The sequence below is a fragment of the Oceanobacillus halophilus genome, from assembly GCF_003628505.1.
GTDB classification, from domain to species: Bacteria; Bacillota; Bacilli; order Bacillales; family Amphibacillaceae; genus Oceanobacillus; species Oceanobacillus halophilus.
In genome coordinates, this window is the sequence record NZ_RBZP01000020.1 from 18170 (window position 1) to 31855 (window position 13686).

The 13686-nt window shown below is 38.0% G+C and carries 14 protein-coding genes; 4 read left to right on the forward strand and 10 right to left on the reverse strand.

The window, feature by feature from the left end:
- Nucleotides 1-74: 74 nt before the first annotated feature.
- From D8M06_RS16525 to D8M06_RS20310, 5 genes are all read right to left on the reverse strand, one after another.
- Entirely contained in the window at nucleotides 75-1076 is a 1002-nt protein-coding gene (locus D8M06_RS16525; protein WP_121205695.1) for a sensor histidine kinase, read from the reverse strand.
- Complete coding sequence (locus D8M06_RS16530) at nucleotides 1073-1777, reverse strand: response regulator transcription factor (protein ID WP_121205696.1); 705 nt, start codon at nucleotides 1775-1777, stop codon at nucleotides 1073-1075. The genes D8M06_RS16525 and D8M06_RS16530 overlap by 4 nt, the downstream gene beginning before the upstream one ends.
- A gap of 350 nt (nucleotides 1778-2127) precedes the next feature.
- Nucleotides 2128-2427, reverse strand: a complete 300-nt coding sequence (locus tag D8M06_RS20190) for a histidine kinase (protein ID WP_241558974.1) — start codon at nucleotides 2425-2427, stop codon at nucleotides 2128-2130.
- Between the two features lie 122 nt (nucleotides 2428-2549).
- A complete protein-coding gene (locus tag D8M06_RS16540) occupies nucleotides 2550-2729 on the reverse strand; it encodes a hypothetical protein (RefSeq protein WP_121205697.1) in 180 nt (59 codons plus the stop codon).
- Between the two features lies 1 nt (nucleotide 2730).
- Entirely contained in the window at nucleotides 2731-2853 is a 123-nt protein-coding gene (locus D8M06_RS20310) for a hypothetical protein (RefSeq protein WP_277749491.1), read from the reverse strand.
- Nucleotides 2854-2992: 139 nt separating this feature from the next.
- Between D8M06_RS20310 and D8M06_RS16550 the strand changes: the two genes are divergently transcribed.
- The 4 genes from D8M06_RS16550 (at nucleotide 2993) to D8M06_RS16565 (ending at nucleotide 6212) form a co-directional block, all read left to right on the forward strand.
- Nucleotides 2993-3703 (forward strand): DUF2161 domain-containing phosphodiesterase, encoded by a 711-nt coding sequence (locus tag D8M06_RS16550; protein ID WP_121205740.1) that lies wholly within the window; start codon nucleotides 2993-2995, stop codon nucleotides 3701-3703.
- Nucleotides 3704-4233: 530 nt separating this feature from the next.
- Nucleotides 4234-4989: an SDR family NAD(P)-dependent oxidoreductase gene (locus tag D8M06_RS16555; RefSeq protein ID WP_121205698.1), complete on the forward strand. Its 756-nt coding sequence runs from the start codon at nucleotides 4234-4236 to the stop codon at nucleotides 4987-4989.
- 22 nt (nucleotides 4990-5011) lie between these two features.
- Nucleotides 5012-5452, forward strand: coding sequence for a MarR family winged helix-turn-helix transcriptional regulator (locus tag D8M06_RS16560; protein ID WP_121205699.1), 441 nt, complete (start codon nucleotides 5012-5014; stop codon nucleotides 5450-5452).
- 25 nt (nucleotides 5453-5477) lie between these two features.
- Entirely contained in the window at nucleotides 5478-6212 is a 735-nt protein-coding gene (locus tag D8M06_RS16565; RefSeq protein ID WP_121205700.1) for a glucose 1-dehydrogenase, read from the forward strand.
- Between the two features lie 313 nt (nucleotides 6213-6525).
- On the opposite strand, the gene D8M06_RS16570 is transcribed toward D8M06_RS16565, so the two are convergent.
- The 5 genes from D8M06_RS16570 to D8M06_RS16590 are packed head-to-tail and all read right to left on the reverse strand — an operon-like array spanning nucleotide 6526 to nucleotide 13673.
- Nucleotides 6526-7956, reverse strand: coding sequence for an MFS transporter (locus D8M06_RS16570; RefSeq protein WP_158591813.1), 1431 nt, complete (start codon nucleotides 7954-7956; stop codon nucleotides 6526-6528).
- A gap of 54 nt (nucleotides 7957-8010) precedes the next feature.
- On the reverse strand, nucleotides 8011-9495 hold the full coding sequence (locus tag D8M06_RS16575; protein WP_121205702.1) for an aldehyde dehydrogenase family protein: 1485 nt from the start codon (nucleotides 9493-9495) through the stop codon (nucleotides 8011-8013).
- A 15-nt stretch (nucleotides 9496-9510) separates the two neighbouring features.
- Nucleotides 9511-11259, reverse strand: coding sequence for a class I adenylate-forming enzyme family protein (locus tag D8M06_RS16580; RefSeq protein ID WP_121205703.1), 1749 nt, complete (start codon nucleotides 11257-11259; stop codon nucleotides 9511-9513).
- 49 nt (nucleotides 11260-11308) lie between these two features.
- The gene (locus tag D8M06_RS16585) at nucleotides 11309-12478 is read right to left on the reverse strand and encodes an acyl-CoA dehydrogenase family protein (protein WP_121205704.1); all 1170 of its coding nucleotides are present in this window, start codon (nucleotides 12476-12478) and stop codon (nucleotides 11309-11311) included.
- A 19-nt stretch (nucleotides 12479-12497) separates the two neighbouring features.
- Complete coding sequence (locus D8M06_RS16590) at nucleotides 12498-13673, reverse strand: acyl-CoA dehydrogenase family protein (RefSeq protein WP_121205705.1); 1176 nt, start codon at nucleotides 13671-13673, stop codon at nucleotides 12498-12500.
- Between the last annotated feature and the right edge of the window lie 13 nt (nucleotides 13674-13686).

Sequence of the window (13686 nt, forward strand, 5' to 3'; positions counted from 1 at the left end):
CCTTTTCCAAAACTTCTAGCCAAAGTATAGCCTATATCCTTGCCATTAAACTATCGATTATGCTTTCACCAATCTTACATGGATGTAAGGTTTTGTGTTTCAGGAAAAATAATTCGGACAGTCGTTCCCTCCCCGACCGTGGATTCTAATTCCAGTGAGTGCTCCAGCCTTTCCGCCACTTCTTTAACCAAATAAAGCCCCATACCTGTAGACTCCCGATATTTTCTACCATTTTCACCGGTATAAAATTTATTAAAAACACGTTTCTGGTCAACAACAGGAATTCCAATCCCAAAGTCCTTCACTTCCAGAACCGCTTCCCCTTCCCTTTCATCAATCGATATATCTAGCCGATTTGTTTTTCCAGTAGAATATTTAACGGCATTATGTACGAGTTGCGTTAATAGGAAGAAAAGCCACTTCTCATCGGTCTCTACTGTTATTCCTGGTTTTTCTTCCTTTAATTGTGGATACACTTCATTACGAATATAAAAGCGCTTGTTATCCTGGTTTACATCCCGTATGAGCTTAGAAAGTGGGACTGGATTTATCTGAAAATCCTCTGAAATCGTACGGAGTCTTGCCATATAAAGGACGGTATGAAGCCCATTTCGCATCCGGTCTGTTTCCTCACGAATGCTAGACGATTCCGGCTCATCGAGTGTTTGTGCAGTTAATTCAATAACAGAAAGTGGCGTCTTCATTTGATGCACCCAGCGATCCATAAATAATAGATGCTCATCCTGTCTATCTTCTGCTTTTTGAAGTTCCTCTTGATAGGACCTGTACTGTGATAGAAGTAATTGATGGAGTGCTTCAGATATTGGTGCTCTTTCTGTCGTCTCGAGAGATTCTTCCTGTGTTTCTATTGGTTTTTGCAACCTTTGGTAAAATTTTTTTCTAGTAACATACTTATAGATGAGGTAGGCAGTTAATAATGTGAAGGATAGAAATATAGCGTAGATACTTACACCTATCCCTCGATAGCCATCCAACCAAAATAGGATAGGAACCACTAGACTTTGACAGAGTTGGATAACAATAAGTAACAAATGCTCACGAAGGAATAACCTCATGCTTCTTCCTCTCTCCAAGTAATTCGCAGTCGGTATCCTACCCCTCTAACCGTCTCCACAGCATTCTCTATCCCTAACTCTTGAAACTTACTTCGAACACGAGCCATATTAACATTTAACGTATTTTCATCGACAAAAGCTTGTTCATCCCAAAGTTTCGCCAATAAATCCTGCCGGCCAGCCACTCGAGGGTAACGTTCCAACAAGCTTTCAATAATGTCGTTTTCCTTTTTAGTTATTTGCGTCACCGCGTTTTTATATCGCAACTCCAATCGTTCTGGATATAAGCTAAGGCCCTCTTGGCTAAGTACTCTTTCTTCATAATTAGCTGCATATTCCCCATACGCACGGCGGAGCTGACTCCGGATTTTGGCCATGACAATATCTGGGTGAAATGGCTTCGTAATGAAATCATCGCCCCCATTTTCAATTGCCATTACTTGATCCATCTCGCCTGTCCGAGCTGAGATGAAAATCACGGGGCAAATAGACTCTTTTCGAACTTGCCTACACCAATAATACCCATCATAACTAGGAAGATTAATATCGAGTAACAGAAGCTTGGGTTGAGCCTCACGAAAGGTGTTCATTATATTTCCAAAATCGGTTGCAATGATGACTTCATACCCGTACTTTTTTAAGTAGGTACATAAGTATTCGGCAATTTTCATATCATCTTCAACAATCATAATTTTTTCCATGTTTGATTTCTCCCCAGCAATTATTTAACATGTATAATTTTACATAAGCAATCTAAGGAAAACAAAGATAACTTATATAATTGATTATCATAAAAGATGTTTATCCTACTTTCTTTTACGATTATAGTATGGGACTGACCCTTTTATTTAAGCGAAGGACAAGGTGCCATGACTTATCAAGGGGCAGGAGCAATGCGACATTAAAGAAACCACTCTTCGTGTTTTTTTTCACTTCCTATTCTAAGCACTATTAATAGGAAGATGGATGGGAAGAATAAACCAATGGTCTCTCAGTTCTGCATCCATTTTCCCATTCATCTTTTCCACTAACTTTTTAGACAGAAAAAGGCCTAGTCCACTAGATTCCGTGTTCGATCTGCTGGTGACTCCGTATAAAAACGAAAAAGTACTTTTTCCACTGCGACTTTGCTATCTGGTTTGATGTCATTTTTAACGGTAAAAATCAAATAGTTTTCTTCATTTCTATAGCTTATAACGGCTTCACTATGGGCATAACGAAGGATATTCTGAACGATATTTTGAATAACCTGTGTAAGCATTAATTTGTCAGCAATAATTTGTTGGTCATTTATTGGTTCAGGAAATAGTAGTTCAATTTTCCTTTCCTCCAATTGTTCATAAAAGGACAAGAAAATTTTTTCAACCACGTTGGAGAGAGGAATGGAAGTTAATTCTATTTATTTTGGTTGGTTTCAATCCACTCTAACTCATAAAAATTGTCGGTCATTTCCATCAAACGTTAAACGAGTGCTCAATAATCTTTAGATAGTTCTCCCTCTTCTTCACATCTGTGGTCGCCTGCAGGAGTTGAACATAGCGTGAGTGTTGTCCGTAAATCATGCGAGAGACCAGCAATGGATAACTTCACATTTTCTTCCATCTTTTTTGATTGACGATTCTTCTCTTCAAAAGAATCAATCATTTGATTCAACTCATCCACCACCAACATTTACCGCTTGTACTCGCAGATTCTCTCCAGCCGTTAATTCTGGATAAAGTGCTGGCGTTTCAATGGATTGTCCTATTTTTCTCCGTGCATGTTGCAATCCCTTCATTCCCGTTTCCCCAAACAGTTCGATATCGCCCTCATTAATGGTGCAGTCCCTCACTTGATATGAGTCTCTATCTTATAGGGAATTCATCATTAAATATGATAGAATGAATCTAGTATTTACAAACTGGACGGTGCTACCAATGGAAAAAGTGAAATTGAAAGAAAGTGATTTATATGAACCTATCAATAAGTATTTTAAGCGTAAAGGATATGATGTTTACGGGGAGGTTAAAGATTGTGATATTGCAGTGATTAAAGAGGAAGTACTCATTCTTGTAGAATTAAAATTAAACTTAAGCGTAGACCTACTTATTCAAGCAACGAAGCGACAACGGGTATCCGAACATGTCTATGTGGCCATACCGAAACCCAAAAGGCACAACCCCCGTTCCAAAAAATGGCGAGACACATGTCACCTTATACGGAGATTAGAGCTAGGCCTTATTCTCGTTTCCTTTACCCCAAAACAAAAACGAGTGGAAATCATGATAGAACCAACTCCTTTCCACCGTCCAATCAGCACAGGCAAAGCCAAATACCTCAGGCAAGCAATCATAAAAGAAATAAATGGAAGGAGTGCAGACTATAATGTTGGGGGTTCTAGCAGAAAACAGATTATGACCGCTTACCGGGAAAACTGTATACAAATTGCCAGTTACCTAGAAAACCACGGCGAACTATCGCCTAAGCAGTTATTGCAAATGGGAACAGGGAAGAAAACACAATCAATATTAAGTAAAAACTATTATGGTTGGTTTGTTCGAGTGAAACGAGGAATTTATGTGCTGAGTGAAAAGGGTAAAAAAGACTTAAAGCAATACCCGGAACTGGTGGAGTATTATCGTAACTAGTTAAACAAAAAGAGTCAAAATCCCCGCCATGCGAAAACTTTAGCACAGTGGGGGGACTGTGACCCTTTTTAGGAACTTCCATATTACGCCTTCTTAATCAGAGATTTATTTTCTTCTTCATTCTTTTTGTCTCCTCCATACCAAAGCCTGATACTTCAGCAATAAATTCATCCGGCAATCCCTTTTAAAGCATGTTCGTACTTAATTTTTCAATACCATGTTCTATTTCTTGTTCTACCCCTTTCTCTAACCCTTCCTTCTTCCCATTCTCATAGGAACTATAAAACTTATTTTTCTACAATCTCATCACCACATGTTGAGCGATTATATTGTTACTTTCTCTGTTTTTTGTATCTAAGTCGCTGAACAATATGAAGTCCTAATTCAAGAAAGACTGACCCTTTAATTTGTGTTTTTTGTAGTACTCTCCCATTAAACTACTATTGATTAATAAAACCAGGAAAACGGATTCAAAATCATTAACAATAATATAGTTTAGTGTTAAACTATTAGATAAAGGGGTGGATAAATTGACTAAATTACAAGACAAAGTGGTCATTATTACTGGCGGTGCTGGTGGAATTGGTAGTGGCATAGCCAAAGCAATGGTTAAAGAAGGGGCAATAGTTACTATTGTAGACGTTAACGAAGAAACCGGTACAGCAATGGAAAAAGAATTACAAGCTGTTTCCCCACAATCCATGTTTCTTCAAGCTAATCTATTGGATAGGGAAATTCTTGGGCAAATTATTACTACAGTAGTTGAGAAATATGGAAAACTTGATGTATTAGTAAATAATGCACATGCCTCGAAACAAAAGACACTGGAAGATACCAACCAAGAAGATCTAGATTTATCATTTGGTACTGGATTTTATCCAACATTTTATTTAATGAAAGCGGCACTTCCATATTTGAAAGAATCACAAGGAAATGTAATTAATTTCGCTTCTGGTGCTGGTTTGGAAGGTCATGAAACTCAAGGTGCATATGCCGCAGCAAAAGAAGCTATTCGCGGGGTATCACGTGTCGCAGCAAATGAATGGGGTAAATTTGGAATCAATGTAAACCTTATTAGCCCAATTGCTAACTCACCTGGTGTTGAAGCATGGGCAAAAGCACAGCCTGAATATTATGAAGCAGTTAAGAACAAAATTCCATTGGGACGTTTTGGCGATATAGAAGAAGATATCGGCCGTGTTGCCGTATTCCTAGCTTCAAAGGATTCACAATATATTACAGGTCAGACGATAATGGTCGATGGCGGATCCATTATGCTACGTTAATATTAGTTAGAAGGAGGTTATTTTGAATAAAACAAATATCTTTAAACTAATTCGTGCGATTGAACAAATCAATAATGAAAATATTGTAACTTTTACGAGAGCATTTCCTTATCCACTTGGAATTTCACCGATTCTCGTATTAAGTGAATTAAAAATGAAAGGCCCAACAAAGCAAGTGGAATTAGCAGAAACACTTGGCTATACAAAGGGCGCAATGACTAATATTGCAACAAAACTTGTTAGTTTAGGTCTAGCAGAAAGACTACATGATGAAAGTGATCGCCGGACAATCCAGTTAAAAATAACATCTGCTGGCATAAAAGCATTATTAGAAGCACAAAAAATTGGACAAGAAGTATTTATGCAGCATTTTGAAGTTTTAAGCGAAGAAGAACTCAACCAATATTTACTAATTCAAGAGAAATTAGTACAAGGGATACAAGATAGAAAAAACAAAGGGTAATTAACCATAAGAGGAGGAATTTTTCATGGGCAGATTAAATGCTAAAGTTGCACTTATTACTGGGGGCGCACGCGGAATGGGCGCTTCTCACGCTCGTTTGTTTGTAAAAGAAGGTGCTAAAGTAATCGTTGCTGATATTCTTGAAGATGAAGGGCAAGCTTTAGCTAAAGAACTAGGAGAAAATGCAACATTTTTAAAACTTGATGTAACAAAAGCAGACAATTGGGATGAAGTTGTTGCAGAATCAGAAAAAGCATTTGGCCCTATCAATGTATTAGTCAACAATGCAGGCATTAGCATGAATAAATCCATTGAGGAAATAACTGAAGAAGAGTACAGAAGAATACTCGATATTAATCAAGTTTCTGTATTCCTTGGAATGAAGGCAGTTATTCCATCCATGAAAAAAGCAAATGGCGGTTCGATTGTAAACATTTCATCCATGAATGGCCTTGTTGGTGGTGCAATTGGCTATACAGATACAAAATTTGCAGTTAGAGGAATGACAAAAGCTGCTGCTCTTGGATTATCTCATAAAGGTATTCGTGTAAATTCGGTGCATCCTGGTGTAATCGAAACTCCAATGATTGTTCAAGAGGATTCCAAAGAGGTAATCAAGGAATTCGCAAAACATATACCAACTGGAAGAGTGGCAAAACCTGAGGAAGTTTCCAACCTTGTTTTATACCTCGCATCCGATGAATCAAGTTACAGCACTGGTTCTGAGTTTGTAGTTGATGGAGGATTAACAGCACAATAGGGAACGAAGTAATTATTTTCATCCGGCCAAAGGGTCCATTCCCCACTTCACTAAAGTGATAGAGAAATGGGACTGGCCCTTTTAACCCAATTAACCCGAAGTTTAACATAACCCTGTGTTCAAGTCATACCCCTATTCCATTTCTACTTCATTTTGTCTTACGATATGGATATCCAATTTAACAGATGATTTATTCAAGTGAAAGAGAAAAGAACCTTTGGTCTGACCCCAAGCTACCACAACTTCTTCAAAAGATTTTTGTACTTCTAAACATAGTTAGTAATTAGTAATCTAGAACTCTCTAAATAGAAACCTATACTAACTTTTCCTCTGTTGCATTTTCGTCTATTTCTACCTCAGCATTTTTAAAGCCAACCACATTCTTCGGTATGAAAAGAACAAATAGTAAGGTGAAAACAGAGAAGGTGGCAAGAATTAAAGTCGTTATTGTGAAAGCCTTCATTCCATTTCCACCTGCAGAAAATAACGCGAACATCACAATGGCAAATGAAGCTCCCACACGTTGAATGGTTGTTTCAATGGTAGAAAATGTGAAAGTAGTAACTCCAATACGAGATTTATTTGCTTTCGCTAAAACCACTGCTTTATTAGCTGGCCCAATTAATCCAATACCAAGTCCCATTAACGCTAAACATGAAGCAATATAGAAAATGGATGTGTTTTGATTCGCAAATGCAATTAATACCGCACCACTAATAAGCACACATGCACTAAACGCGATAGTAAAACGCGGAGAGAATTTTATCATCCACCTTCCTACAAAATAATTACCTACTGCTGTAGCAACAAATATAACGAGTTGCATAAGTCCTACCAGAGTAGAAGGCTTCCCTTGTATATCTTGTAGGAAGAATGATAGTAAATACATAACTCCAACGTAAGGCAAGAAAACAAAAATCGAAACTACAGATGGTACCCAAAAATGTCGGTCAGATAGATAATTAATATCTAGTAAAGGCTCTTTCTTCTTTTTTTCAACAAGTACTAAGAAGAAAAGCGCAATAGCAAAAACCCCAAGGGATGGAAGCCACATCACCGAATTATATCCATAACCATTGATAAAAGTCGGAATAGTTAAAAGTCCAATTAAAACAAAGAGCATTAACAATACTCCTTGAATGTCGAATGTTTTAGACTTATCTCCTTTTACATTAGGTACCGTAAAAGTAATAACTAAAAACATGACCGCTCCTAAAACTGCTGTCAACCAAAAGCTCGATTCCCATCCTAATGTATCTACAAATAATCCTGCAATCGTAGGTCCCGCTGCCGCTCCGATAACACTATAGACTGCAGCCACTCCAAGTCCCTTTCCACGCTTTTCCTCTGAAAAGAACTTGCCAACATATGCAAATCCTACTGGAACTATCGCAGAACCAGCAAGTCCTTTGACAAAAAGCCCAAAGATTAACACCCAAAAAACAGGCGCAATTGCAACAATACCTGAACCAATTACCATAAAAATAAAGCCTGCTAATACGACAAACTTTTGACCTAAATAATCACCTAACCATCCAAATAAAGGCTGAAACCCTGTCATTCCGAAAGCAAAACCTAACTGCATCCACGCGGCATAACCTGCACCTAATTGAAATTCCCCTACCATCGAGGGATATGCAGGTAAGTGTGTTGCTAAAGCAAGTGAAGTCACAAGTAAACCAATACAAATAATATAAAAGGATTTCTTTGTGGACTGTTCATCTATTGCTAATTTTTGATTCATTAACATTTCCACCTTTCTAAAATAGGACAACCAATCACAGTTGCCCAAATTTTCTTAATTGATTTCAATCACACACGATTTCTCACGCGTATAATCTAAGATGGAATCCACACCATATCCACTTTGTTTAAATCCTCTAAACGGAAGATCAGCACCCACACGACCATAGGTATTTACCCATACGTTTCCAGATTCAATATTACGAACCATACGATGTGCACGACTTAAATCAGTTGTCCATACCCCGGCACCTAAGCCATAACTAGTATCATTAGCAATCGCTAAAGCTTCCTCTTCTGTATCAAATGGAATAACCGTTGCAACAGGTCCAAAGATTTCCTCCTGACAGATTCGGAGAGCATTCGACTCAACTTTAATTAGCGTTGGTTCTACCCAATAGCCATTTTCTATATTTGAATCATTATTCTTAACAGCATCCTTTCCATATCGACCACCAAAGACAATTTCTCCTCCTTCCTGTAAACCTAAATTAATGTAGGAACAAACCTTTTCAAATTGTGGTAAATTAGAAACTGGCCCAGCCGTCGTTGTAAGATCAAAGGGATCTCCAAATCTTACCGTATCATTATTTGTCATTATTTTTTTCATTCTACTTAACATATCATCAAATATAGATCTTTGGATAAGAACTCTCGAACCACCTACACATATTTGTCCACTAGAACCTGTATAGATACTATATAAGGTGATTCCTTCAGCAGTTTTATCTAAATCAGCGTCTTCAAAAACAATGTTTGGGGACTTGCCTCCAAGCTCAAAAATAAGTGGCTTAGGGGCTTGTGCGGATGCTTGTGTAATTACTCTAGCCGTTCCAATAGAACCTGTTAAACTGACCTTACTAATATCTTTATGTGAAACGAGTTCATCCCCGAGTTCCATCCCTAAACCAGATATAACGTTCACTACACCTGGTGGCAAAATCTCCTGTAATAATTCACCATATCGTAAGGAAGATACAGCCGCATGCTCGGAAGGTTTAATAACAATCGTGTTTCCACCTGCAAGTGCATATGCAGCTTTTATTGTAAATGTGAAGAGTGGTGAATTCCATGGAGTAATTCCTAATACAACCCCAAAAGGTTCTCTAACGGTATATCCAAAACTACTCGGCCCCATTTGTACAGTTTTTCCTTGGCTACCAATATTGTTAGCCTGACCGGCAGCATCATACCAGAGCTCTGTTAAACTAGGGATAAGTCCATATTTCGTTTCTCTTAATACCCAACCATTATCCCTTGTTTCGAGTTTTGCTAATTCATCTGCATGTTGTGCCACAAGGTCACCAATTTTTCTTAAATAATCTCCTCGAGTTCTAGCTGATAGATTAGACCATCTCGAAAATGCTTCCTTTGAGTTTTGGACAACCGCATCTACCTCATCTTTAGAACTTAATGGTATTCTCGCCCATACTTTCCCCGTCGCAGGGTTAATGCTTTCCATTGTCCTTCCAGAAACAGGTAAAGAAGTCTTCCCACCGATTACATTACCGAATGTTTTCATTTCAACCTTACTCGTCATCTAAAACAACCTCCCTTATTTTTCCATAACTTCTAATTTCTTTTTCTCCTGATCTCTTAAAACTCGTTTAAGAATTTTTCCTGCTGGAGTAAGTGGTAGCTCTTTGACAAATTCAACCTCCCTAATCTTGGAGTAATGTACGATGCGATTATTCACGAACTCCATTAATTCTTTTTCACTAACTGGTTGATTAGGGTTCAAGACGACAAATGCTTTAGGAATTTCTCCTACTCTTGGAGAAGGCTTACCAATAACAGCAGCATTCACAACAGATGGATGTTGAAATAATATTTCTTCTAATCTAGTAGGGTAGACATTATATCCGTTATAAATCAGCATGTCTTTCTTCCTGTCAACAATCGTTAAGAATCCATCCTCATCTAAAACCCCAATATCTCCGGTATGCAACCAGCCATCCTTTAGTACTTCCTTCGTTTCTTCGGGGTTTTTATAATAGCCCTTCATAACTTGTGGACCTTTCACACAAATTTCCCCTGATTTACCAACGGGCAAAGCCTCTTCACTTTCCCCATCACTTGATACGATTTTAACTTCTGTATCATATAAAGGGTGGCCAACGCTTCCTAATTTACGGAGACCAGAGCGGAATGGTACAGTACTGGAAACACTTGATGTTGCCTCTGTTAAACCATATCCTTCACCAACAGTTGCGTTTGGAAACGTTTTCATTAATAACTTCATTTCTTCTTTAATTAGTGGAGCAGATCCAGAACCTACATTCCTTATCGAATCAAAGTTATACTTCTTCACATCTGGATGGCGACACAAAACATTCCACATGGCAGGTGCACCAGATATATGAGTAACTTGATATTTCTCTATATCCTCGAGAAATTTGTCGGGAATAAAACGATCAATAAGAATGGTGGTAAATCCTAAAATAATCGGATACATAATTGAACCAAAAACACCAGAAACATGAAATAAAGGGGATGGACTTAATAAAATTCCGGTTCCTATTAAACTAGAATATTCAGATAAATATCTATCTTTATCCTTTTCCACTTCCTCTAAGATAATCCCGCCATTATCCAATTCTTTGGGTAGAGCTGCATATCCCCAAGCAGTGTTTTGAAGAATACTATTTACTAGATTTGCATGAGTTACCATTACTCCCTTTGGTCTTCCTGTTGTTCCACCAGTATAGGCAATTTGGACAAGGTCATTTTGTGGATCAATTCCTGCATCAAATTCTTCTTCTGTACTTGCCCCTTTTAATTCCGCAAAACTATACCAGTTTTCTTCATAATGTCTCATATCAATCGGATGATCATTGGAAAACATCTCCTGATCCCCTGTAACAATGACCTTCTCTAATTTTGTATCAGAATATATGTTTTGAATAACATGTGCCAAGGACTCATTTGTAATAACAATAGTAGTATCTGAATTATTTAATTGATAAATGACATCATTCTCTGGCATATATGGATTAATAGGTGAATAAGTTGCACCACTTAACGCTATCCCATAGAAAGCTACTATATATTGTGGACATGTTGGTAGATGGGTGGATATTACTGTACCTTTCCCTACTCCCATTTTTCGTAAGGCATTTGCAAAACGCAACGATTCACGATAGATTTCCTTATATTTAATTCTTTGATCATGATAAATATAGGCATCCCTATCTGGGAAACGTTCTGCACTACCTTTCATAACGGCACCAACAGGCACATTCGGATAGTCAATACGTTTCGGCATATTTTGATTAAAAATTCGCTCATCTTTCCAATTTTTCATTTATTCATCACTGCCTTTCCTTAAAAAATATACCAGATTCCAATTAACATCATTTAGATGTTAATTGGAATCTAGGTTTTTCATAACTCCATCCTAATCCTTTTGATACGTCTTCTCGAAATTGAGAAATAGAACCCATATAATTTTCATAGAATCTTGCTCGTTTTAAAAATAGATGACAGTCCATTTCCATCGTAAAACCAATTCCACCATGATTTTGGATATTATGAGATGCAAGCCTGATGTTTGCTTCTGTCGCAAAAGTTCGTGCACTATAAATCGCTGCTTCTTTATCCTGCTGATTCGTATCTAACGCCCAATTTGCATAGTGGCTTAAAGATCTTGCTGTTTCTAAGTCGAGCTTCATATCTACAATACGATGTTTAATTGCTTGAAAGCGTCCAATTGGTTGACCGAATTGTTCACGGATTTTGGCATACTCGGAAGACATTTCTACAATATGATCCATACTTCCAACAAGCATAGAACTAGTAGCAGCATGTAAATACAATAATCCTTCTTTTAACACGTTCCATCCTTGATTAACTTCACCAATTACACGTGCCATCGGTACTTCCACATTTTCTAATGTTATTTCAGTTACATTTCGCGTTTCATCCATTGATGACAATGTTTTCATATCAGTTACTTCATTGACATCGATAAGCACCAAAGATAAACCGTCCCCATTACCACCTTCATCGGTTCTTACGATTAACAATAGACTCTCAACCTGATTTCCATCCGGAACAAGCGTCTTTACTCCATTAATGACAAGGGAACTACCTTTCGTTACAGCTTGACACTCAATAACATCAGGATCATAGCTTTTATTCGGCTCCACCCATGCTATAGAAAAAGACCTCGTACCCGCTGCTATTTCCGGCAAATATGTTTCCTTTTGTTCTCTCGTGCCATATTTCTCCAATAACGGTACAACGAAAGCCATTGTTTCTAAATAAGCCCCAGGCAAAACGGCTCTACCAAACTCCTCTAGAACTGGAACAAGGTCTAACGCCCCAAGCCCAAGCCCACCATATTCTTCTGAAATAGTAATACCTGTGCAACCAAGTTCCGCTAATTTCTTTTGTAACTTTATAAATTCACTAGTATTTCCACAGGTAAATTCTCGAGCAACCATGGTTTGTCCTGCTTCATTTAGACATTTACGGACATAGTTACGAAACATTTCCTGTTCTTCATTTAACGAAAAATCCATCATTTTCACCTCTGCTTTCCTATGCTCTTAGATCTTTAGGTAATCCTAGTACCCTTTCACCAATTGTATTACGCTGAATTTCGCTCGTTCCTCCCCCAATCGTCGTTCCATAAGAGTATAGATATTTCTCTTGCCATCGGGAGTTGATTGGAGCATCCTCCTTCCAAAGAATTCCATGAGGGCCCTGAATGCTCACCGCAAATTCCAACATTTCCTTTGTTAGTTCACTTACTAACAATTTATCAATAGAACTTTCCGGGCCTGGCTGACCATTTTTAAGTGTATTGGTTAGATTTCGATAATAGTTAAGAATAGCTCCCCGTGACCGAGCATATAAATCAGCCATTTTTTGTCGAATATTCGCATCTTCTATTAAACTTTTCCCGTCAACTTTGTATTCTTTTGTCATGGCAACTAAATTATTAAATTGTTTCTCTAATGTAAATACCTCAGCCCCAATTCCGGCACGTTCATGAAGCATTAGGGAAATCATCACTTGCCAGCCTTTATCCACCTCACCAACAATATCTGCATCAGAGCAAACAGCATCTGTTAAATACACTTCATTAAATTCCTGCCTGCCATCTAATTGAACGATTGGTCGTACTTCTACTCCTGGTTGATTCATATCTAATAGAAATACAGTGATTCCCTTATGCTTTTTCCCCGGAACCTGACTAGTTCTAGCTAAAAGGAAGCAACGATCCGCAATATGACCATAACTAGTCCAAACTTTTTGGCCATTAATCAGCCATCTATCCCCATCTTTTAGTGCACTTGTTTTGATAGCGGATAAATCTGAGCCTGCATTTGGCTCCGAATAACCTTGACACCAGATTTCCTCACCGGTTAGTAGCTTTTTAATGAAACGTTCTTTTTGTTCTTCTGTACCTATTTGCATTAGTGTAGGACCAACCATGTGTATCCCCACGTAATTGATAGATGGAGGAGCATCGGCACGGACCATTTCCTGATGATAAATAATCTCCTGCATTAAAGTCGCATTTCTCCCACCATATTTCTCTGGCCAAGTAATCCCTGCCCAACCACCTTCTGCTAGAGTCCTTTGCCAATTTTTCAGAAAGGAAATGTAAGCTTCTTCTTCTTTTGGCCAAGACGTAGGTAAGTTTTCTTCCAACCAATTCCTTAATTCAAGACGAAATCTTTCTTCCTTTTTTGTGAACGAAAAATCCAATCATATGCCTCCT

Bases quoted from the DNA above. Each gene is read 5' to 3' on its own strand.
- D8M06_RS16525 (WP_121205695.1), bottom strand. From the start codon at position 1,076: ATGAGGTTATTCCTTCGTGAGCATTTGTTACTTATTGTTATCCAACTC.
- D8M06_RS16530 (WP_121205696.1), bottom strand. From the start codon at position 1,777: ATGGAAAAAATTATGATTGTTGAAGATGATATGAAAATTGCCGAATAC.
- D8M06_RS20310 (WP_277749491.1), bottom strand. From the start codon at position 2,853: ATGAAGGGATTGCAACATGCACGGAGAAAAATAGGACAATCCATTGAA.
- D8M06_RS16550 (WP_121205740.1), top strand. From the start codon at position 2,993: ATGGAAAAAGTGAAATTGAAAGAAAGTGATTTATATGAACCTATCAAT.
- D8M06_RS16565 (WP_121205700.1), top strand. From the start codon at position 5,478: ATGGGCAGATTAAATGCTAAAGTTGCACTTATTACTGGGGGCGCACGC.
- D8M06_RS16570 (WP_158591813.1), bottom strand. From the start codon at position 7,956: ATGAATCAAAAATTAGCAATAGATGAACAGTCCACAAAGAAATCCTTT.
- D8M06_RS16575 (WP_121205702.1), bottom strand. From the start codon at position 9,495: ATGACGAGTAAGGTTGAAATGAAAACATTCGGTAATGTAATCGGTGGG.
- D8M06_RS16580 (WP_121205703.1), bottom strand. From the start codon at position 11,259: ATGAAAAATTGGAAAGATGAGCGAATTTTTAATCAAAATATGCCGAAA.
- D8M06_RS16585 (WP_121205704.1), bottom strand. From the start codon at position 12,478: ATGGATTTTTCGTTAAATGAAGAACAGGAAATGTTTCGTAACTATGTC.